Genomic DNA, 21,347 nt, shown 5'->3' with positions numbered 1-21,347 from the left:
GTGGTACAAACTATTTTTTTGTGATAGTTTGTACCAAGTGGTCTAAACACTGTTTCAAAACATCCTATTTATTCGGAGAATCAATCCATGGCAGTTCAGCCTATTCAAATTAAAAGTGCGATCGCTTTAGTAACCGGTGCCAACAGAGGCATTGGTCGAGCGTTTGTTGAAGCTCTACACACGGCTGGAGCACAAAAGATTTACGCAACAGCGCGTAATGTTGACTCCCTGGCTGACGTTGTTGCCATCGACCCAGCTCGGATTGTTCCCCTAACTCTAGATGTGACCAATGCTGAGCAGATAGCTGCCATTTCGCAGCAGGCTCAAGATGTCAATTTGCTCATCAATAATGCAGGCGTGCTGGGGGGCGGTGACCTGTTCATCGATAACAGCATTGAAACCGCCCAGTGGGAAATGAATGTGACTTACTTCGGCACATTGGCCATGACCCGCGCCTTTTCACCCATTTTGAAACGCAATGGCGGCGGTGCACTGGTCAATCTCTGCTCCCTCGCGTCCTATGTAAATGTTCCTTCTGTTGCCACCTATAGCGCCGCAAAAGCTGCCCTACATTCACTGACCCAGGGTACTCGGGCTCAGCTAGCGGCCCAAGGCACGCTTGTTGTCGGTCTCTACCCCGGTCCCATCGACACCAGAATGGCAGAAGAGCTACCTTTGGACAAAGCACCCACTAGCCAGGTCGCCGATGCTCTATTGCACGGACTAGAAAACGGCATCGAAGATATTTATCCCGATGACACAGCTGCACAAGTTCTCTCAGGAGTGACTGAAGGACTCAAGGCCATTGAAAAACAGTTTGCTGAAATGTTGCCTTAGAGCGGCTGGGTTAATGCAATGCCTAAAAGATAGGCGATGGCCCAACGAAGCCTAGCCTATCTGCACTAACCCCCATTCGACATAACGCTTCTATCAGAAAAAACACTCAACAATCTTTCAACAGAACATTACCCATGTTACTCAACACCCCGGCTTGTCAAGCAGGCCAGCAGGCCCCAGACTTTACCCTCTCAGATCCAGATGGAAAAACCTATTCTCTCGAAAGTCTGATGGGCGACAAAGGCTTGCTGGTTGCCTTTATTTGTAATCACTGTCCCTATGTGCAGGCGGTGATTGACCGATTTGTTGCTGATGCCAAATTACTCCAAGCCAATGGAGTGAACGTGGTGGCGGTGATGTCGAACGACTACCGCTATGTATCTGCCGACAGCCCTGCCAATATGAAAAAATTTGCCCAACAGCATGGGTTTACGTTTCCTTACTTAGTCGATGAAGACCAGTCTGTGGGTAAAGCCTACGGTGCGGTTTGTACACCTGATTTCTTTGGCTTTAATGCTGATGGCACCCTGCAATATCGTGGTCGGTTAGACGATGCTCGCATGGGCGATCCGACTAACCGCAAGCCTGAGCTGCTGGCAGCCATGACATTAGTGGCAGCAACTGGCGCTGGTCCAACGGTCCAGCATCCTAGCATGGGCTGTTCGATTAAGTGGAGCTAATTCTAAACTGAGATAACCTAGGAGACTTAATTATGACTTCAAAGTGGCCCATTCAATACCCCGATCGAATTCAACTTTATTCACTGGGAACCCCCAATGGCCAGAAAGTAGCCATTGCTCTCGAAGAAATGGCCCTGCCCTATGAGGCTCATCGGGTCGATATTATGGCAGGCGATCAGTTTACCGATGAATTTGTAGCAATTAACCCCAACTCAAAAATTCCCGCCATTGTTGATCCCAACGGGCCTGGGGGCGAGTCGATATCAGTATTCGAGTCAGGTGCAATACTGATCTATCTGGCAGAAAAGTCAGGCCAATATTTGCCCACTGATCCAGCCGCTCGTAGTGAGTGTTTGCAGTGGTTGTTTTTTCAAGTAGGCGGCGTGGGGCCGATGTTTGGTCAGTTTGGTCACTTTTATAAGTACGCTAAGGAAAAGATTCCCTATGGCATTAATCGCTATCAAACAGAAGTTAAGCGTTTGTTGGGCGTTTTAGAGACACAGCTGCAGGGACAAGATTATCTTCTAAAAGAGGGCTATACCATTGCTGATATAGCAACGTTCCCTTGGGTGGGTGCGCTCGATTGGGGGTATGGCGCAGTTGAGGTGTTCCAGCTACAGCAGGACTTTCCTAACGTGATGTCATGGTACGAACGCTGCCGCCAACGACCTGCAGCTGCCCGTGGATTAGAAGTGACAAAGTTGACTTAACTCCTGATGACCAAACTGGTGCGATCAGAAGAACCTCTCTCTTCGATAAAAAATAACGCCCAGGGAGAGGTACAGTCTGCTATCACTTTATAATCTCTTGAGAACGTGGCAGCGGCTGTTTGCGTATTCACCGTGCCCCAGATAATTGCCTCCAAAGGGGACCTGACGGCGCGCCAGCAACAGCTAGCGCCAGCAACGAGGCTAACCGAGCGTGCGGCCCTGGCTGGTGACTATCAGGCGGCTCTCCCTTAGAACAGCAGGTGGTAGAGATTTGGGAGTCATTTTTAGGGATTCGTCCCATCGGCATTGACGATGGCTGGTCTGGCTCGGGCGATTGTCTAGTATCAGAGCGAGAATCAGCTGGTGGTGGATGCGATCGCACCCCTACCCAGGTTTGAAAGCTCAGACATCCAGCAGTTGCTAGACCAGATCGATCAGCTGCCCGAATCCCAGGTGGATAAACTGCTCCACCAATTTCCCAAATTGCAAACCCTAAGGTAGTTTCTATAAATCCCCGCTATGATCACCACCCCTGATACTAACCGCTGGCTCCGTCGAGGCACCCCCAATCTCAATGCGTCCCTGCGCTGTTTTTGTCTGCCCTATGTCGGTGGCAGTGCCCGCATCTTCCAACCGTGGAGCCAGTCTCTACCAGAGAATGTTGAAGTGTGTGCCCTCGAACTGCCGGGGCACGGGATGCGCCTGACTGAACAGCCCTTTGACAATTGGGATCTAGTTCTGGAGGCGATCTCCCAGGTGATTTTGCCCCTTTGAGATCGCCCCTTTGTGTTTTTCGGCCACAGCATGGGGGCCTTGATCAGCTTTGAGCTGGTCCGCTATTGCCGCCGCCACAATCTGCCGATGCCCAGCCATCTCTATGTGTCAGGTCATCGTGCGCCGCAACTGCCCGACCCGGAAGAGCCGGTGCACAATCTGCCGGAACAGGCCTTTCGAGAGAAACTCACCCGGCTTCAGGGCACTCCACCAGCGGTGCTCAATAACATGGAAGTCACAGACCCAGGCCAAATTCACCCGCCATGTGTTACCAGGCAAACACTTTTTTATTCAAACGGAAAAAACCTCTCTGCTCAATCATTTAAAGATCAGCTTGGGCAGATACGCATAAATCAAGAAAGTCCCAGTTAGAGAAGATAATTATCAACGTCTTGCCCTGAACAAGAGAGACTTTAAATAAACAATCCTAGCGGGGCATTCCCAAGGGAGTATCCCGACGTCATCCTTTTGTTTAACCAGGGTTATTAAAACCAGATATTGGTTTTAGACCTACCGTGTACACATATCTCGGAAGATGGTTCAAAATCCTGCCTTACCCCCTTAATCCCCCCTTGGTAAGGGCAGGGTTGTTTCATGTTCACCAGAGAAAATCTGTAAGGCTTATTACTTCGTTCATACTGAATCGACATATGATCGGAGGGAACCAAAACCGGTTGCTTGGGGTCCCTCCGAGTTCCCCAAACCCCCATGGCTAGGGCCGGGAGGCCGCCCTAGGACCCAGCCTACTGAGTTGTCCTCAATTGCATTAAAGTAGGGGTTACGGCGGGGTCGATTAATCAGGTTATCGCATTGCTGTTTGGCCCACCTCCAAGTAGAGCATGCTTTTCCTCAAATGAGCTTTCAATGCCTTCAGATTTTCTGTCCAGACAATGAAACAGCCCTGCCTTGGTAAGGGGGAAACTCCAGTCCTCCCCCTTACCAAGGGGAAGTTAGAGGGGGTGATGCAACCGCGAACGCTAGTATCCAGGACTTATGTGTACACCGTAGGGTTTTAGACAAAAAGGGTTTTGTCCATTTTCATAATGTTCTAAATCTCTCCTGATGAATCTCTTTACCCAGCTATCCATGACGTCAGAGTCTGGTCTGAAATACGACTGTGGATTCCCATGGTGCGGATTTCCATAGGGCGCAAAGTATTGGTACAAGGCATAGCCTAAAAGAGAACAATATTTCAATAAATCCTGCCAGGCGTTAAGATGTGCATAGATTAGATTTATTAGGAATAAATCCTATAAAGGAGCTATGCACATTCTAGATAATCTGCCGGAAAGTCTTGCTGACTGTCGCTATTGCTCCCAGGTCTCTAAGGCCAATGGCGAAGATCCCATTGGTTCAGCCCCTCAGATAGATTACTGGCTAATTGTGGAAGTTCCTCAGCCCTGGCCCATCACAATGGCTACAGATAATCCAGCTATCAGTCAGATATTTCCGCTGATCAAAAAGCTGATTTTTAGACGGGGAGTAATAGTGAGACCGATTGCGATCGCACCCGATCCCGACTATTCTGCCCCCGGCTTTACCCGCGTTCTGTATTACTCGCGTCCCGCAAAACAGTTTGCCAAGTACCTGAAAGAAGAATACCTGGTCCCCGAAGATCTCACCATTGAGCTGGTTCTGGGCCTCTTAAATCGCCTATTGGGCAAAAAAAATCCGGTCAAGTCTTTTGCCACCTACCAACAAGAGACTCAACATATACGAGAGATGCTAGTGTGCACCCACACCCAGGTTGATCTGGCCTGTGGCCGATTTGGCACTCCCATATATCGCCAGTTACGCAAACACTTTGGTCAGTCCCATGTTCGGGTATGGCAAAGCACTCACTTTGGTGGTCATCAGTTTGCCCCCACATTAATTGACCTACCCACAGGACAGTTTTGGGGGCACTTAGAGTCGGGTCTCCTAACACATCTGATGCAGCGCAGCGGCGATCAACGCCAGCTTGCATTATGCTATCGGGGCTGGGCAGGCGTTAACAAGTTTGAGCAGATGGCTGAGCGAGCGGTCTGGCAACAAGAAGGATGGGACTGGTTTAACTGCCCGAGAACTGTTAAAACCACCAGTAAGGGACTGACGGGAATTAAAAAACTTGCCTATCCGATCTTGAAAATCATTCCTATTAAATTGTTGCAGCTCTGGTTAGACCGCTGGACCAAAGGTGCAACCTGGGTCAATATGAGCGTTAGCTATGAGACATCCTCTGGCACTGGCATATATAAGGTTACCGTTAAAGAGAAAGATGAAATTATCAGTGCTGGTAGTTCTGCAACCGAGGCCAATCAAACTATAAAGCTGAAACCCGTCAAACAATACCAGGTAGTACACTCCGTTAAAATCGTCTGAGCTTATGAATGCAACGATGGTGTAACCGTGATGCCCATGCCCAACGTTTGACCGTGTAATGAATTCAATACCTTTAGTCTGATGGCCCATTTTCTGTAATTTCGGGGTCATCGGCTATTTCCTGCCTACTAGTACTGTGTGGTGTGTGTGGCGTGTGTGGCGTAAGTTTGACCACTATCAAATGTGGATGGGGTGATCAAGCCAGGAGATGATATTTACTAACGGCTGTAAGCCTATTGGGTGGGTGTTTATTGGTAACAAGGTATGAAGGGTAAATTTATTTTCTATGCCCCGATCTAACCTAAGTACCTCAGAACTTGTTACATTAAACAGCTGGCATCAATGAACACAGTCTATGGAAAAAACTAATACTAAAACGTTTGCTATTTTGGCCCCTGTGCCAGAACATCATTTGGTCTCGGGGCTTGATGCGATTACTCGCCAGCTGGACGATGATGCGATTGAGACACAACCCATGGTAGCCTTAGGCAGCAATGCCTTTGAAGTTTTTGGGCAAGCAGATGCATTGCGTAAAGATCGCATGGCCGACGTTTATATTTATGCATCCCATGCAGATAATCCCACTTTAAATTCCCAGGCGACCTGGAGGGCAACTTACATTAAACAGGTTCATTCTCGTCGAGGTCGCTATCCTGGCAAAGCGATACATCGCCCAGAAACAACCGCCACTGACAAACCCACCTGGGCCGTTTTTTGGTTACTCAAAGATTTAGAAAAACTTCAACCCCCTTTGCCCATCGGTAAGATGAAGGCATTAGGCAAAAAATCTAATTATCCTTCCCGTTTTCTACCGGAAGAGCCAGTGTTGATAGAACATCCCATGCTTAGACGTCTCTTAGCCTAAGCATCTGACAATAGCAAAGTCTGATAGTCATGGCGGTTTTGCGGGCCGATGATATTATTTTGGTAATTCTCGGCTACGCACGGTAATTCTCGGCTAAACACGGTTTTTCTCAGCTAAACACGGTCTCAGGACTGGGTGGTGGATCTGTTTGGGAAGTGCGATCGCAAATTCTAAGCGGCCATAGCCGGAGACAGTAAGACATTTTTACCAATGTCAATCATGCATTTGACCATAAGAATTTTATTTAACCAGATATAACCCTGATCTACCAGCTAGTAGATGAAGAACTACTAGCCTATGCACTGGTATTGGTATATCCAAACAACTCTGAAATGGAGGCAGTTATTGCTTAACTTTTCAATCGTCAGGAAAGCCAGGACCATCTACGAGCAATGGGTATTATCCCTGTTGCTAATTTAAATTCCTAACTATCGAAAGTAGGTAGGGTCACAAATCTACCGATATAACGTTATTAGCTCAACTGGTAGTCCTATGACCGTGGACAATTGCCTCAAATGTGAATCCGTTCGTGAGGAACATGTTCTCCAACATTTAACCTTCCGAGGCTATGCTCTAATTGAGCAACTCAGCACGTTCCAAGATGTCGTCACCTACGTCGCCAGAGATAACCGCGAACCTGAAGGGTGTTATTGTCTTGTACGCGTGTTACCGATAAATAACAATGACGAACCGATTTTAGAATTGTTTCAGCCAACACCCAGCATCTCAGCGGCAGCTCAACTGCTAGGTGGGTTTCAAGTAGACAGTTACAGCTATCTCATTCGTCAATATATTCCTGGACAACCGCTGACTTGGGAAATTCCAAATCAGATAGGCTGGAATGGCAATCAGGTCATTAACCTGCTGCGGTCAATTTTGAAAACGCTGGTCCAATGTCATCAAGAAGGTGCTGTTCATGGCAATCTTCACCCCAATAATGTGATCCGTCGACCTGATGGACAGCTGATATTGACGGATTTTACCGGTACCCAAGGACGCTATCACCAAACCCTGAGACGGCATAAGGTGGGCCTCAGAAGTAACATTTTAGGACTATTAGAACATCCTGCCTACGCCGCTCCCGAACAATGGCAAGGCTGTCATCAACCCAGCAGCGATATCTATGCGCTAGGAATGTTAGGGTTGCAGTTTCTTCTTGGTCGCCAGTCTTGGACTTCTGAAACGCAGCTCCATCAACTGCTTAGTAGTCTACCTTATCAGCCGTTGGTAACTATCCTTAAGCGCATGGTTAATAGCATCCCAGACCAGCGCTATATGAATGCTCAGATCGCACTGTTTGCTCTAGATAACGTTCAATTAGACGACCAGCAACAACGACCAGCACCCATAGAACAACAACGAAGAGAGCAAGAAAACAAACTTCCACAAGCTCCCTTGACCTTAGGAGATTCCTGGCAGCGACAGCCAAACCATTATCAACTCAGTCAAATGGAGCGTAGGCTCCTAGACTATGATGGGATGCTAGATCAGCGATCACTCCCAGCCTCTCTGCCAAGTAAAGAACCATCAGCTAATGCTTTACTCCAGTTTAAATCAAGTCCCGACACGTTGCCAGTTGTCAAATCGCAGGTAGCCTTACTTTCTATCGAGTCAGAGTTAAACGTACTATCCCGTGACTCAACGTTTGTTCATCCAGAACTGGTGAACACAGAGACCTTAGTCCTAGCCTCTATGGCACTAGAGACAGTCTCCATAGAAGATTTATCCCAACCGACTATCGTTGAGGCAACCATAGCCCATGCCAACCCTACTGTTATTGAAGGCTCAAAAGAAACACTGCTGATGGCTCCTGAGCTGCCTAAAGAGTCACCTGGTTCAAAAATATCTCACTTTAAGTGGACACCAGCTGTCTTGGCAATGACCACATCAGTGGGTGGCGTTATTCTCTACCAAAATTGGAACTATCTCAATCAAGACGTCACCGCAGCACCAGATACTTCATCCAAGGTTATTACTGATGATATAGAGGTTGCTCAAACTAACCGTGACTCAGTCCCCATTCCTGTGCCAGAGACTCCCGGCGAATTTGATGTTCGTCCCAGCTTTAGCCAGTCTCAAGCTGAATACAGCGAGAAGCAAGAAATCATGGCCCAAACCCTGTTGCGCGCAGCCTATAAACAAGCTGCTATTGAAAACTTTGAGCAAGCCTTGAACTATTTACATCAGGTGCCCACCCACACCAAAGCCCATCACACTGCTTTAAAAAAGATTGAAGAATATTCGCAAAAAGCAGTAATTAAAGGCCTCTAGTATCCGATGGCAGAAACTTGGCAGCCATTGCCCCCTATCTCCCCGTCGCTAGTTTAATGTTCGCTATGGTTTATCGTCCTTCTCTTCGCCTAGCCAAAGCGACCACTCACATAGTCTCGGGTCAATGTCTCATGGGGTTGTTGAAAAATTGTCTCGGTAGTATTATATTCCACCAGATAACCATAGCGAAGACCTTTCGGATCAGTCTTCGTATTAAAAAATGCCGCCATGTCAGACACACGAGATGCCTGCTGCATGTTATGGGTGACAATCACAATGGTGTAATGTTCCCGCAACTCTTGCATTAGATCTTCAATCAGGTGAGTTGCCAGCGGATCTAGAGCAGAACAAGGCTCATCCATCAATAACACCTTAGGCTCAACCGCAATGGAGCGGGCTATACAAAGCCGCTGCTGTTGTCCTCCTGAAAGATCATAACCGCTACAATACAGCCTATCTTTTACCTCATCCCAAAGCCCCACCCGCATCAGAGAGAGCTCGACTAGCTCATTTAGATCACCGGTATAACCATTGATGCGTGCACCAAAGGCAATATTCTCATAGATAGAATGATCAAATGGATTGGGCTTTTGAAACACCATGCCAACATTTCGACGCAGGATATCTACCTCCATCGTCGAATTATAAATATTTTGACCATAAAATAAGATATCTCCCTGGGTACGTGCTCCTGGAATCAAATCATTGAGGCGATTCAAACAACGAATTAAGGTACTCTTCCCACACCCGGATGGACCAATCAAAGCCGTAATCTGATGTTCTGGAATATCGAAAGAAACGTCGTAAACACCCAAGGCAGAGCCATAACGTACGGTAGTATTACGTATACTAAGTACTGTCCTGGGTGGCGCTACCGTTTCTATTTGAGATAGCATTTGTAAGTACCTCGTAGAGTTCTTTTCCTTACCCCCGCAATATAGGTAAGAATTTTGAGGAACTTGGGAGGATTGGTAATCGGTAAGTTTTCGCCAGGGACGTGACATTTGGTAACACTGCGTTTATTAACTTTGACGTCTACAGACCAGGACGGTTTACCTACAATATCAATGTGCTGAACTGCCAAGCTGTTAATTGCGGGGTTTAAGCTGTTCTGCTGAGCATATGCGTGCAGGCTGTCTGCACAATGGACGGGATCAGGATGGTGATGGGAAGTGCTAAGATCCATAGCCGATACCCACCTATGACCGCATGCATCGCATTGCCGCAACACCGGGAGGATGGAGCCCAGATACAGACGGAGTCATCATTCTGGAACAAACCCCAGCCCCCATCGTAATCCTCACCGCTGCCGATACAGAAATCCAAACCCTGGCTGCTAGCCTGCCGAGACTTCCTAAAGACTTTCCTGAATTTCGAGTCGCTAGCCTGCTGCAGCTACAACAAGAACTGAGCATTGATACTTATGTAGATGATGTATTGAGTAAAGCCCAGGTCATTGTAGTGCGGCTGTTGGGGGGACGCAGCTACTGGAGCTATGGTCTAGAACGCCTGCGGGAAGTTGCAGAGTTCCAGGGCATTAGCCTGGTGGTATTACCCGGTGACGATCGCCCCGATCCGGCCCTGAGCAGTTTGGGTACGGTGCCCCTAATCGTAGCGGATACACTCTGGCACTACTTTGTGGAAGGGGGAGCGGAAAATCTGACTTACGGGCTACAGTATTTGGCTCGAACCTGTTTGGAATATCCCTATGAGCCACCTGCACCGAAGTCCGTGCCGCAGTGGGGGGAATATGCATGGAAGAGTAGGAGAATGGGAGAGTGGGAGAGGGAAGAAACAGACAAAAATGTCGTTATTTCTCCCAGAATTGGGGTGCTCGGGGGGACTTCAACCGATATAGTTTCTTCGAGAAAATATCTTAAGCCCCAGCCGACGGTGGCGATTTTTTTCTATCGGGCTCATTATCTGTCTGGCAATACCCGCGTCATTGATACTCTTTGCGAAGCCTTGCAATGCCGTGGGTTAAATCCGCTGCCGCTTTTTCTGCCCTCTCTCCGCAATCCAGATATTCAGGCTCAGCTGCTAACTGAACTCACTGAGAATCGTAGTATTGATTTGATTTTGAATACCACTGGATTCTCTCTTGCTAAGTTAAATGCTGAGTCTCCCCAGGTGGACTTTTGGCAAAAGTTAGATGTGCCGGTGCTTCAGGTGATGCTCAGCGGTGGCAGTGAAGACCAGTGGCAACAACAGTGGCGAGGATTGTCACCCCGAGATATTGCGATGAATGTGGCGCTACCGGAGGTGGATGGCCGCATCATTAGTCGGGCGGTGTCGTTTAAGGCGGTGCAGACGGATCATCCTCAGCTGGAGACGACGGTGATGGCCTATGAGCCGAAGGCTGATCGTATTGAGTTTGTTGCTGACCTGGCAGCTAATTGGGTAACGCTGCGGCGCACGGCACCCCAGCAGCGCAAGGTGGCACTAATTCTGGCCAACTACCCCAACAAAGATGGTCGTTTGGCCAATGGGGTGGGGCTGGATACTCCCGCTAGCTGTTTGGAGATTTTGCGATCGCTAACGTCAGCAGGCTATACCGTTACCCCCGGCACTATTCCCCCAGAAGAAATTTTATCGGCCACCGGTGCAGATTTGATCGACTGGCTTACCCAGGGCATTACCAATGATCCTGAAGGGCAAGGCATGCGCCCTGTGCATCAAACTCTCTCAGCAAAAGATTATCAAGAGTATTTTCAAATGCTGCCTGCGGCTGTGCAACAGGGTGTCATTGACCGCTGGGGAGCGGTGGACCCTGACGTGGATATTCCCATTGCCGGCATTCAACTGGGTAACATTTTTATCGGCATTCAACCCTCTCGGGGCTATGACGATGATCCGTCGCTGAACTACCATGCGCCAGATTTAGAACCCACCCATCGGTATCTTGCATTTTATGCTTGGCTGCGTTGCCAGTGGGGAGCCCAAGCTGTTGTCCATGTGGGCAAACATGGCAATTTGGAATGGCTGCCGGGCAAGAGTTTGGCCCTGTCTGAAACCTGTTATCCAGAAGTGGCCCTGGGGCCAATGCCCCATTTATATCCCTTTATTGTCAACGATCCGGGGGAAGGCACCCAGGCAAAACGTCGGGCGCAGGCGGTGATTTTGGATCACCTGACGCCACCTTTGACTCGGGCTGAACTCTATGGCTCGCTGCATCGCTTGGAGGCGCTGATTGATGAGTATTATGATGCGGAGTCGTTAGATCCAAAAAGACTTCCGGTAATTCGCGATCGCATCTGTTCCCTGGTCACCCAAGCAAATCTACAACAGGATCTCAGTTTGTTGCCAGGTCTGGCTCCCATCTTGCCACAGCTGCAACTCTCCCAAGAAAAGCAACCTGGATCGCGGCGCAATGATCAATCGTTAGATTCAAATGCCTTTAGCGAATTTATTACCCAAACAGACGGGTACCTGTGTGATCTCAAGGAAGCTCAAATCCGTGATGGGTTGCATATTTTAGGTCTGTGCCCCGATGGCAGGCAGCTGCGGGATTTGATGGTGGCCATTGCCCGGCAGCCCGGTCCCGGTCGTCAGGGGTTAACCCGTGCGATCGCAGACGACTGGGGCTGGGATCTGCATTTTGACCCCCTCACCGCAGATTTAGGCACTGTTATCAAAGATCTGGAGATACCAGATACTTTGTTGCAGCCTGAGCGGTTGGCAACTCTCTACACCGTTGGTGATGCCGTTGAAGTACTAGAACACCAGGCGGCTTGCTTAGTGGAACAATTGCTGGCTAAGGAAGAGAATTTCGTCTGCGGTCCTAAAACAACTGCAGAACTTACCTGGATCCGCCAGTGGCTCTGGCCCAAACTCACCCAAACCTCCGAGGAAATCACCCACCTGCTCCACGGCTTAAATGGAGGCTATGTGCCCAGCGGTTCCTCTGGTGCACCGACGCGGGGACGGGCGGATGTGCTGCCCACCGGGCGGAATTTTTACAGCGTTGATATTCGGGGACTGCCGACGGAAAGTGCCTGGGATGTGGGTCGTCGAGCCGCAGAGAACCTGGTGGAGCGCTACACCCAAGAGCAGGGAGACTATCCCAAAACCCTGGGTCTGTCCATGTGGGGCACGGCCACCATGCGCACGGGCGGAGATGACATGGCTGAGGCCCTGGCTCTCCTGGGAGTGCGCCCCGTTTGGGATGGGGTGGGTCGTCGGGTGGTGGATTTTGAAATTCTGCCCCTATCGGTGCTGCAACGCCCCCGCGTAGATGTTACCCTGCGCATTTCGGGATTCTTCCGCGATGCCTTTCCTAACCTGATTGATTTGTTTAACTCAGCGGTGGCAGCGGTGGCAGCGCTGGATGAACCGTCTGGCATGAATCCCCTGGCTACCCAGGTAAAGCAAGAAGCCGACCATTGGCAGTCCCTGGGGTTTAGTGCTGAGGATGCCGATATTCGTGCCCAGTACCGGGTGTTTGGGTCTAAGCCAGGGGCCTATGGTGCCGGACTTCAGGGACTGATTGAGGCACAAAACTGGAGTAGCGATCGCGACCTGGCTCAGGCCTATATTAACTGGAGTTGCTATGCCTATGGGCGACCCAGCACAGGAGAGTCTTCGGAGCAACAACAGCCGGGTAACGGCAAATTGCGCTCCACCTCCGTTCCCGATGTCTTTCAACAACGGCTAGGGCAGCTGCAAATTGTGTTGCACAATCAAGATAATCGAGAACATGATCTATTGGACTCTGACGATTATTATCAGTTTCAGGGGGGCCTAGTCGCTGCCGTGCGCGCCACCCAGGGCAAAAATCCCACAGCCTATTTTGGTGATCACTCCCGCCCCCAACAGCCGCGAATTCGCTCTTTGCCCGAGGAGATCAGCCGAGTTTACCGTTCCCGCGTTGTCAATCCTAAATGGATTGCCGGGGTGATGCGCCATGGCTATAAAGGCGCTTTTGAGATGGCTGCCACGGTGGATTATCTCTTTGCCTATGATGCAACAACCCACGCGGTGGCTGATTTTATGTATGCTGGCGTTGCCGAGACGTACATTCTAGACGACAACGTTCAACGCTTTATCCAGACCCATAATCCCTGGGCGTTACGGGATATGTCAGAACGGTTGTTAGAAGCCCACCAGCGAGGATTATGGCAACAGGTTTCACCCGAAATGCTAGAACAGCTGAGGGCCATTGTATTAGATGCCGAAGCTCACATTGAGGAAACACTATGACCAACCCACAGAACACCCCACAAAATACGTCAGAAGAGCAAGCCCGTCTACAGAAGATAAAAGCCGCTAAAGATCAGTCCCGTGCCAACCGCGCAGGGAATGAAAAAGGACTGTATCTTTTGTTTACAGGATTAGGTAAAGGTAAAACCAGTAGTGCCATGAACCTGGTTTATCGCCATTTAGCCCATGATATGAGGGTGGCTGTGGTGCAGTTTATTAAAAACGACAGTGCGTTTCCCGATGGCGATCGCATCATGTTGGAAAAGCTCAAGGAACAGGGTTTTCCCATCAGTATCGATACCCTGGGTGGGGGGTTCACCTGGGAAACCCAGGACCCGGATCAAGACCAGCGGATGGCGGAGCAGGCCTGGCAAACGGCAACCAAGCTCATTGCGGACCCCGATATTTCCCTGGTTGTTCTGGATGAATTACACATTGCGCTCAAAAAAGCTCGGCTAGATCTGACACCTGTAATGGCAGGCATTCAGGCTCGTCCTAACCATTGTCATGTGGCCAGTACCGGACGCTATGCGCCCCAGGAATTAATTGATGTTGCTGATTTGGTGACAGAAATGAATCGCATCAAGCACCCCATCAGTGCAGGTATTCCAGCCCAGATAGGGATTGAGTATTAGATGGCTTTCCATAGTGGATGGACACTATAATCACGTTGCTACTTGTTTAATGATTAAAAGATGCAAAAGCTTACCATAACTCGACCCGACGACTGGCATCTGCATGTGCGGGACGGTGTGATGCTGAAAGCGGTTTTGCCCCATACGGTGCGTCAGTTTTCCCGCGCCATCATTATGCCGAATTTGAAGCCCCCCGTGCGCTCGGTAGCGGATGCGGCAGCCTATCGAGATCGCATTATCGCAGCCATTCCAGCTGGCAAACAATTTGAGCCGCTGATGACCCTCTACCTGACTGACAATACAGACCCCAAAGAGATCATTGCGGCCAAAGCCTCCCAGTTTGTTAAAGCGGTTAAATACTATCCAGCCGGTGCAACAACCAATTCAGACTTTGGTGTGACGGATATTCGTAAGTGCGATCGCGTCTTTGCTGCCATGCAGCAGGTGGACATGCCCCTATTGTTACACGGGGAAGTGACCGATAAAGGGGTCGATGTTTTTGATCGTGAGAAGATATTTATCGAGCAACAGTTGCTCCCACTTAAGCAGCGATTTCCCAACCTGCGTATCGTGCTTGAGCACATTACCACCTCAGATGCTGTGCAATTTGTTCTGGCCCATAACCATGTGGCTGCAACCATCACACCGCAGCATTTATTGTTTAACCGTAATGCGCTCTTCCAAGGGGGAATTCGCCCCCACTTTTATTGCCTGCCAATTTTGAAACATGAGCAGCATCGTCGGGCAATTTTGCAAGCGGCCACTTCGGGTAATCCTAAGTTTTTTCTGGGTACCGATAGTGCCCCCCATGATCGCAACAATAAGGAAACATCCTGTGGCTGTGCCGGTTGCTATTCGGCCTTGCATGCTATGGAGTTGTATGCAGAAGCGTTTGAGAGCGTTGACGCCCTCGATAAACTAGAAGCGTTCGCCAGCTTCCATGGACCAGACTTTTACCAACTACCCCGCAATACGCAGCAAATTACCTTGGTCAAAACAACGTGGCGCATCCCTGATCAAGTGCCTCTGACTGAGTCTGAACTTGTGCCGTTACGGGCAGGGGAAGAGATGACGTGGCAAATGGCATAGGACCTACAACAGGGTATGGGTATAGTTCTAACAGAAAGGCCAAGAAACAACGTTCTATGCCAATCCTAAATAGTTAATCCTATGCAATTTTGATATCCAAAGCGAAGGCGAAGGTGGTAGATTTAATCTGCTTAGCATCGGTTCTAGTGGGGAACAGCCGCTAGAGGAAAGGGGGAAAGCGCAGTGAAAATCTGCCACTGTCCCGCAGCTGTGAAGGAAGTTTTATACCTCCCAGTCAGAATGCCCGCCGATGGTCAACCTGCCGTTTTATTGATCTGCGAGGTACAGATGGGTTTATATGCTTTAGTCGCCTTGAAGGGTTTCAAGGTTAAGGATCTTTGTCGTTCAGGCAAGATTGCGCTTGTTGCGATCACAGCACTTCTCCTCAATGGGTTGCCTGCCCTAGCTCACCATCCGTTAGGTGGAAAGACACCCGGTAATTTCATTGAAGGATTTTTATCCGGTATTGGTCATCCGGTCATTGGATTAGACCATCTAGTGTTTGTCATTGCCTCAGGGTTGTTAGCAGCAGCCATTGGTCGCAACTTAATTATTCCTGTTGCCTTTGTTTTAGCCTCTCTTTTGGGTACAGGAATTCATTTGGTGAGCATTGATTTGCCGCTTCCTGAGCTGGTAATTTCTGCCTCAGTGCTTGTCTTTGGTGTACTACTAGCCCTAAAAAAGCGGCCAAATAGCACAATTATCACTGGTTTAGCTGCCATTTCTGGGTTGTTCCATGGATTTGCTTACGGAGAATCCATTTTTGGTGCTGAAATGGGTCCTTTGATGGCTTATTTGCTAGGATTTGCATTGATTCAGCTTGCGATCGCAACAGCTGCCTATGGGATGGGTAGTCGCCTATTCCAACAGTCACCCGAAAGTTCAGCGCTGCGATTTGCTGGTTTTATTATTTGCGGTGTGGGCGGTACGTTTCTGTCCACACTGATGATGGATTATGTTTTGCTCGCTTAACCTACGCTGATCTACTGTGAACCCTCTTAAAGGGTACTGTGTATGTATCTGGAAGATAATGTCCCAAAAGGTAGACATGGTCTTGAATTTGCCCACTCTGCAACTTATGCGTACATGGTAGCTCCAAAAGGAAAGGTAAAAGATCGACTAGACATCTCAAACTATCCTGTTTGTTATTTTTAGCTTTCTTTCATACTTGACTTCAATTTGCTTGGAGAGAATTTAGGAAAGAGCTTTTTTAGAAATAAATAGTTCCTCTGTAGGAACCCACTGCTGTACGTCCAATGCAGGATCAGAATCAGTTGTCTGCATCCTGACGGGTGCACCAATGTGCACCTCTACCAAACCAAATTTGCACAAAATCTTGAATCTTTAGTCGTTAGGAAAAACCAATGCATAAAATTCCTGTTACCGTAGTCACCGGCTTTCTAGGTTCCGGTAAAACTACGCTGGTGCGTCATCTATTGCAAAACAACCAGGGACGACGCATCGCTGTATTGGTCAACGAGTTTGGAGAAGTTGGCATTGATGGAGAAATTCTAAAATCCTGCCAGGTCTGTGATGAAGATGAGACCCCTGATACTAAAATTCTAGAGCTTGCTAATGGGTGTCTATGCTGCACTGTGCAAGAAGAGTTTTTGCCTACCATGCAAACTCTTCTAAAGCGACGAGAAGACATTGACTGTATTGTCATTGAAACCTCAGGGTTAGCGCTGCCGAAGCCTTTAGTGCAGGCATTTCGTTGGCCTGAAATTCGGACTGGCGCAACCGTGGATGGTGTGGTGACGGTGGTGGATGGCAATGCCCTTGCCAAGGGTCAAATTGTTGGCGATCTAGAGGCCCTAGAATCCCAACGACAGGCAGATGACTCATTAGACCATGAGACACCCATTGAGGAACTGTTTGAGGATCAGCTAGCCTGTGCTGATATGGTGCTACTGACTAAGACCGATGTGATGTCGGAGGATAACCGTCTTAAGGTACAACGATGGCTCCAACAGAAGGCACCCACGGGTGTTAAGGTTGTTCCTTGTCAGCAGGGTGAGATTAGCCCAGATATTTTGCTGGGCTTTAATGCCGCTGTTGAAGATGACTTGGATAGTCGTCACAGCCATCATGATCATGAAGAAGAGCATGAGCATGACGATCATCTGGAGTCCGTTTATGTTGAGCTAGATAAGGCGTTTGAACCTGCTGTTTTGGTGCAACGTTTGCAATCATTGGTGAAGCAGCAAGAGATTTATCGCATTAAAGGCTTTGTCTCTGTCCCAAACAAAGCGATGCGACTAGTTTTGCAAGGTGTAGGCCAGCGTTTTGATCACTTTTATGATCGCCCCTGGCAAGCGGATGAATCTCGTCAGACTCGGCTAGTGGTCATTGGCTCTGAGCTGGATAAAGAGACCGTTACTCAAGCTATGGCAGGAACTGCATAGGCCTGATGGTGAGCCATGGCCCATCGACTTAGTTCAAAAGTCCATGGACCATGGCTCAAACCCGCATTGGTTGCAAAAGCACAAAGCAGGCAGAATACGCCTTGGCGTAAATGGGGTGGTTAAGCGCGCATAAATATTTAGGGCGTTCCCGAATGAGGGGAGTGATAATGGGCTCAACATTGAGGGAGTCCCAAGCATGCGAGAGCGATTCAAGCAGTGGCCGCCAAAGATAAGCATCAACAAGGGGTGGGTGATGGGAGCGATCGCCACTCCAGTCTTTCTCTGGTTAGTGTGGTGGCTTTGGTTACTCCCCGTTCGTCAACCTCAGCCAGATGACGGTCGCCTATCCCACAACGAAAGAGTCACCCTTGCTCACCCACATCGTCAAACCCTCATCAGGGGGATTGGGACGCTCGCAATGGTTGCCGGTGGGGTTTTCCTGTTTCTTCGTTTCCGCATTGCTAACAGAAATGCAGAGGCAATCGACCTGAGCGGGACCGACCTGAGCGGGGCCGACCTCATCAGCGCCGACCTTATCAGTGCCAACCTCAGCGGGGCCAACCTCAGATATGCCGACCTCAGATATGCCGACCTCAGCGGGGCCAACCTCAACGGCGCTAACCTCAGCGGGGCCGACCTCAGCGGCGCTAACCTCAGTGGGGCTGACCTTATCAGTGCTGACCTCAGTGGGGCTAACCTCAGCGGGGCCAACCTTAGGTATGCCAATCTCAGCGGGGCTGACCTGAGATATTCCGACCTCAGCGGGGCTGACCTGAGATATGCCAACCTCAGCGGGGCCAACCTCAACTGTACCCTACTCAGCGATGCCAACCTCAGCGATGCTAACCTCAGCGGGGCCTTGCTATTTTTTATAAATTTACGAGAAGTTCTAAATCTTGAACCGCTTCAACTCGAGGTGAAACCTTCACCTTTTTTATGTAATGTTGCATTGCCTGCTTATTCCAAGCAACCAGATGTGAATCCCAATCGTGCCTGCGATCGCATGCCCCAACTCTTGAGCACTCGCTATGATATTCCCCTCGAAGAGGCCCAAGGGATCGTCGATGAAGCTCGACAACACCAATGGGACTAACCCAAAGATATCTCCTTACATTAAAAACGATAGTTAGTGCTATTTACCCATAGTCCTACTAACACCGCATTGCCATGGCTATCGATTTTAATGTCCACCACAAAAGCTTCTTGATCTCGCCATTGAGTATCATTAATATGTGCATTGATATCTACTCTTTGATCCTCTGGCATGTAGTAACGCTCCAGACCGTAGGTGATTCGATTGTTAGCGTATTGACCTTTTAGAACAATCTGATTAGTGTCTAGATCGTCAGGTCGTGTTTCACTGACGCGAATGGGTTGCCAGGGAGTTGGAGGCGAAGTCTCTGTTTTGGGAGCTTCCAAGACAACAAAAAAGGCCTGAGGCTGATAGTCATAGTCCTCAAAAAACTTCTCGCCACCCGGAAGTGTGTGCAACGTCTCACGTTGGGAAATGTCATAACGCAGGGTTTGGTAATACCCTCTCAAAAAATCGTAGGGATCGACAGGGGCAGTTTGTAGCGTAACAGATGTGCCTGTGGCAGAGGTATAGACATCCTGAGCAGGCACTGCGACAATTATCGCGGCCTGCATCAGTAGGGGAGCCCACAATCGCCAACCGGGTAGTCTACGTCTTGGCAACGATTGGATGGGCACTGGCTTACCATCAGGCTTAACCAGAGTTTTAATGTCGGGATGTTGAGATGACGAAGATGGCATAGGACAGTACCTAAAAAACTGATAGACGTGTCGTTTGCAAAAATCAGGTTTAAGCTTGACTGAGGCGTGCTGATGAATGCTTAAGTCGATGCTCAAACCATAACCCTGCAACAATTATGCCGATGCCGCAGAGTACTAATACAACGGCCTTCAACATTAAGTCAGTGTTGTACTCAAATAAGCGACTGAGTAGTCCTAACACTAACAACACCATTCCACCCCAAAAGGTGCGGCGTACGCCTAAGGCTAAACTATCCCGCAACAGGGCCAGCGCCAGTAAGAACAACATAATGTTAACGACAATAGTTGCAACGATGTTGATATCCCCCAGGGAGATGTGGGTAATTACGATTCCGGTAGATAGGATGAGTATCAGGGCGATTGTAACGGTATTGATCGACTGTTCTTGCCAGAGATTCCCATGTCTCAGCTGGTGTCGCAGTCGCAGCCATCCTAGCCCCGCAAAAACGCTAAATACTACGATGTTCACAAACCACCAGGACAGCTCGGTCAACGTATCATCTTGAAATAGGTGTGGGCTGGCCCAGGTAGCCTTAAATGAGAAGATATAGAGTGTGAGACTCAGCACCGTAATAGCCAGGCTGCGCGACACCGCTTGAAACGGATCTGGTCGGGTATTGATGGAGCGGGGAGTAAATCTCCACACGTCTCGGTCATAGCTCCATAGGCAGGCGACTGGCAGCAGCAGGGCTTTGGTGCGTGAATATTTTGGTAGACAGATCGGTCCTCTAGGATATCGATCTTAGGCTTCAATAGGATAGCTATCGGGCATTCCTAAGTGGGTGAACTGATTGAGAATAGAACATTCCAACAGTAATTCTGTCGTTTGATTTTCAATCCCTCGTGCAGACACCTCACCTGTGAACATAGTTTTGAGTCGATACATCATGGTTTCACTCAAAGACCGTCGATGATAGTTTATCTCTTCTTTCCAGGTAGACCGTCCCTGTTTGCGAATCGCTCGTAAGTTTTCATCTCGTGGATGCGGGGCCTGTTTGCGATTGCCATGAAACCAAATTTTGGCATCTTTGCGAGGGGGAATCGCTGCCGTTGCATCACGCTCATCAATGGCGTCATAGCAGTAGGTGCGGTCATACGCCCCATCGGCACTCACTTGGTCAATCTCATCGGGAATTTGGTCGAGGATGTCCGGGAGTATCTCGCCATCAGTGATGGCGTTCGAAGTCACTACGGCAGCCAGAATCTCTCCGGTTTGCTCATCGACACCCAAATGGAGTTTGAGCCAAGTGCGACGTTTGCTCACCCCATGCTGCCGGGTTTTCCATTCCCCGTCTCCGTACACTTTAATGCCCGTACTATCAACCACCACATGACGACTGCCAGAGGTCGGCTGAATCGGTAAATCAATCGGTAATGTCTGTTGACGACGTGACAATGTTGTATGCACCGGTAAGTCTACCGATACATCCATCAGTTCAAAGATAGACCCTGCAAAGCCAATGGTTTGACGTAAGGCCAGTCCATAGAGCACTTTGAAGGTCAAGAGTGTTTGGATGGCTAAATCGCTATAGTCTTTCGATGCCCCTGGTTTACCAGTCTTTTGAGTGTTTTTCCACTCGGCAATCACCTCATCACTGAGCCATAACGTCAGACTTCCTCGCTTTACCAGAGCAGCGTTATACTCAGACCAGTTGCGGAGTTTGTAGGTGCGTTTCATCGGTACCGTGTTTGTGTGGTAACTACACTTTACCGGCACCTACGGCTCC

General features: G+C 49.1%; 18 protein-coding genes, 1 pseudogene and 1 riboswitch. Of the genes and pseudogenes, 15 read left to right on the top strand and 4 right to left on the bottom strand.

The annotated features are described in order from the left end of the window. The first annotated feature begins 87 nt into the window (after positions 1-87). The 9 genes and pseudogenes from U2F10_RS34245 (at position 88) to U2F10_RS34205 (ending at position 8,498) form a co-directional block, all read left to right on the top strand. Entirely contained in the window at positions 88-837 is a 750-nt protein-coding gene (locus tag U2F10_RS34245; RefSeq protein WP_499869317.1) for an SDR family oxidoreductase, read from the top strand. A 134-nt stretch (positions 838-971) separates the two neighbouring features. Next, entirely contained in the window at positions 972-1,517 is a 546-nt protein-coding gene (locus U2F10_RS34240; protein WP_499869318.1) for a thioredoxin family protein, read from the top strand. 32 nt (positions 1,518-1,549) lie between these two features. Next, a complete protein-coding gene (locus U2F10_RS34235; protein ID WP_499874657.1) occupies positions 1,550-2,227 on the top strand; it encodes a glutathione binding-like protein in 678 nt (225 codons plus the stop codon). A 105-nt stretch (positions 2,228-2,332) separates the two neighbouring features. After that, positions 2,333-2,479 carry a hypothetical protein gene (locus U2F10_RS34230; protein ID WP_499874655.1) on the top strand — a complete coding sequence of 49 codons (147 nt, stop codon included), beginning with the start codon at positions 2,333-2,335 and terminating at the stop codon, positions 2,477-2,479. Between the two features lie 8 nt (positions 2,480-2,487). Next, positions 2,488-2,625 carry a hypothetical protein gene (locus U2F10_RS34225; protein ID WP_163670545.1) on the top strand — a complete coding sequence of 46 codons (138 nt, stop codon included), beginning with the start codon at positions 2,488-2,490 and terminating at the stop codon, positions 2,623-2,625. Positions 2,626-2,746: 121 nt separating this feature from the next. Continuing rightward, positions 2,747-3,373: pseudogene (locus tag U2F10_RS34220) on the top strand (thioesterase II family protein). 891 nt (positions 3,374-4,264) lie between these two features. After that, complete coding sequence (locus U2F10_RS34215) at positions 4,265-5,362, top strand: ferredoxin family protein (protein ID WP_499869326.1); 1,098 nt, start codon at positions 4,265-4,267, stop codon at positions 5,360-5,362. A 355-nt stretch (positions 5,363-5,717) separates the two neighbouring features. Beyond that, positions 5,718-6,227 carry a hypothetical protein gene (locus U2F10_RS34210; protein WP_499869328.1) on the top strand — a complete coding sequence of 170 codons (510 nt, stop codon included), beginning with the start codon at positions 5,718-5,720 and terminating at the stop codon, positions 6,225-6,227. A 492-nt stretch (positions 6,228-6,719) separates the two neighbouring features. Continuing rightward, positions 6,720-8,498: a serine/threonine protein kinase gene (locus tag U2F10_RS34205; protein WP_499869330.1), complete on the top strand. Its 1,779-nt coding sequence runs from the start codon at positions 6,720-6,722 to the stop codon at positions 8,496-8,498. A gap of 89 nt (positions 8,499-8,587) precedes the next feature. Here U2F10_RS34205 and pstB read toward each other — a convergent pair whose 3' ends face one another. Next, positions 8,588-9,394: a phosphate ABC transporter ATP-binding protein PstB gene (pstB, locus tag U2F10_RS34200; protein WP_499869332.1), complete on the bottom strand. Its 807-nt coding sequence runs from the start codon at positions 9,392-9,394 to the stop codon at positions 8,588-8,590. Between the two features lie 313 nt (positions 9,395-9,707). Between pstB and cobN the strand changes: the two genes are divergently transcribed. From cobN to U2F10_RS34170, 6 genes are all read left to right on the top strand, one after another. Continuing rightward, on the top strand, positions 9,708-13,697 hold the full coding sequence (cobN, locus tag U2F10_RS34195; protein WP_499869334.1) for a cobaltochelatase subunit CobN: 3,990 nt from the start codon (positions 9,708-9,710) through the stop codon (positions 13,695-13,697). Next, positions 13,694-14,332: a cob(I)yrinic acid a,c-diamide adenosyltransferase gene (locus U2F10_RS34190; protein ID WP_163665247.1), complete on the top strand. Its 639-nt coding sequence runs from the start codon at positions 13,694-13,696 to the stop codon at positions 14,330-14,332. Before cobN ends, U2F10_RS34190 begins: the two co-directional genes overlap by 4 nt. Before the next feature lie 60 nt (positions 14,333-14,392). Continuing rightward, positions 14,393-15,421, top strand: coding sequence for a dihydroorotase (pyrC, locus tag U2F10_RS34185; RefSeq protein WP_499869336.1), 1,029 nt, complete (start codon positions 14,393-14,395; stop codon positions 15,419-15,421). Between the two features lie 121 nt (positions 15,422-15,542). Continuing rightward, positions 15,543-15,687: riboswitch (cobalamin riboswitch) on the top strand. Between the two features lie 22 nt (positions 15,688-15,709). Beyond that, the gene (locus U2F10_RS34180) at positions 15,710-16,393 is read left to right on the top strand and encodes a HupE/UreJ family protein (protein ID WP_499874653.1); all 684 of its coding nucleotides are present in this window, start codon (positions 15,710-15,712) and stop codon (positions 16,391-16,393) included. A gap of 392 nt (positions 16,394-16,785) precedes the next feature. Next, a complete protein-coding gene (cobW, locus tag U2F10_RS34175; protein WP_499869340.1) occupies positions 16,786-17,826 on the top strand; it encodes a cobalamin biosynthesis protein CobW in 1,041 nt (346 codons plus the stop codon). Between the two features lie 196 nt (positions 17,827-18,022). After that, positions 18,023-18,919: a pentapeptide repeat-containing protein gene (locus U2F10_RS34170; RefSeq protein WP_499874652.1), complete on the top strand. Its 897-nt coding sequence runs from the start codon at positions 18,023-18,025 to the stop codon at positions 18,917-18,919. Between the two features lie 20 nt (positions 18,920-18,939). On the opposite strand, the gene U2F10_RS34165 is transcribed toward U2F10_RS34170, so the two are convergent. From U2F10_RS34165 to U2F10_RS34155, 3 genes are all read right to left on the bottom strand, one after another. After that, positions 18,940-19,599: a GDYXXLXY domain-containing protein gene (locus U2F10_RS34165; RefSeq protein WP_499874651.1), complete on the bottom strand. Its 660-nt coding sequence runs from the start codon at positions 19,597-19,599 to the stop codon at positions 18,940-18,942. 49 nt (positions 19,600-19,648) lie between these two features. After that, positions 19,649-20,266 carry a hypothetical protein gene (locus tag U2F10_RS34160; RefSeq protein WP_499874650.1) on the bottom strand — a complete coding sequence of 206 codons (618 nt, stop codon included), beginning with the start codon at positions 20,264-20,266 and terminating at the stop codon, positions 19,649-19,651. A gap of 96 nt (positions 20,267-20,362) precedes the next feature. After that, positions 20,363-21,298: an IS5 family transposase gene (locus U2F10_RS34155; protein ID WP_499870216.1), complete on the bottom strand. Its 936-nt coding sequence runs from the start codon at positions 21,296-21,298 to the stop codon at positions 20,363-20,365. Between the last annotated feature and the right edge of the window lie 49 nt (positions 21,299-21,347).

Origin of the sequence: Leptothoe sp. EHU-05/26/07-4, from assembly GCF_043421015.1 — a bacterium.
Classification (GTDB): Bacteria; Cyanobacteriota; Cyanobacteriia; order Phormidesmidales; family Phormidesmidaceae; genus Leptothoe; species Leptothoe turfae.
The sequence above is the reverse complement of the archived record's forward strand: the minus strand, read 5'-3'. Positions and strand labels throughout refer to the sequence as shown.

What these genes read in the sequence shown, in the direction of transcription:
- U2F10_RS34210 (WP_499869328.1), top strand. Translation starts at nt 5,718, where the DNA reads ATGGAAAAAACTAATACTAAAACGTTTGCTATTTTGGCCCCTGTGCCA.
- cobN (WP_499869334.1), top strand. Translation starts at nt 9,708, where the DNA reads ATGCATCGCATTGCCGCAACACCGGGAGGATGGAGCCCAGATACAGAC.
- U2F10_RS34215 (WP_499869326.1), top strand. Translation starts at nt 4,265, where the DNA reads ATGCACATTCTAGATAATCTGCCGGAAAGTCTTGCTGACTGTCGCTAT.
- U2F10_RS34170 (WP_499874652.1), top strand. Translation starts at nt 18,023, where the DNA reads ATGCGAGAGCGATTCAAGCAGTGGCCGCCAAAGATAAGCATCAACAAG.
- U2F10_RS34180 (WP_499874653.1), top strand. Translation starts at nt 15,710, where the DNA reads ATGGGTTTATATGCTTTAGTCGCCTTGAAGGGTTTCAAGGTTAAGGAT.
- U2F10_RS34235 (WP_499874657.1), top strand. Translation starts at nt 1,550, where the DNA reads ATGACTTCAAAGTGGCCCATTCAATACCCCGATCGAATTCAACTTTAT.
- pyrC (WP_499869336.1), top strand. Translation starts at nt 14,393, where the DNA reads ATGCAAAAGCTTACCATAACTCGACCCGACGACTGGCATCTGCATGTG.
- U2F10_RS34205 (WP_499869330.1), top strand. Translation starts at nt 6,720, where the DNA reads ATGACCGTGGACAATTGCCTCAAATGTGAATCCGTTCGTGAGGAACAT.
- U2F10_RS34155 (WP_499870216.1), bottom strand. Translation starts at nt 21,298, where the DNA reads ATGAAACGCACCTACAAACTCCGCAACTGGTCTGAGTATAACGCTGCT.
- pstB (WP_499869332.1), bottom strand. Translation starts at nt 9,394, where the DNA reads ATGCTATCTCAAATAGAAACGGTAGCGCCACCCAGGACAGTACTTAGT.
- U2F10_RS34245 (WP_499869317.1), top strand. Translation starts at nt 88, where the DNA reads ATGGCAGTTCAGCCTATTCAAATTAAAAGTGCGATCGCTTTAGTAACC.
- cobW (WP_499869340.1), top strand. Translation starts at nt 16,786, where the DNA reads ATGCATAAAATTCCTGTTACCGTAGTCACCGGCTTTCTAGGTTCCGGT.
- U2F10_RS34240 (WP_499869318.1), top strand. Translation starts at nt 972, where the DNA reads ATGTTACTCAACACCCCGGCTTGTCAAGCAGGCCAGCAGGCCCCAGAC.
- U2F10_RS34165 (WP_499874651.1), bottom strand. Translation starts at nt 19,599, where the DNA reads ATGCCATCTTCGTCATCTCAACATCCCGACATTAAAACTCTGGTTAAG.
- U2F10_RS34190 (WP_163665247.1), top strand. Translation starts at nt 13,694, where the DNA reads ATGACCAACCCACAGAACACCCCACAAAATACGTCAGAAGAGCAAGCC.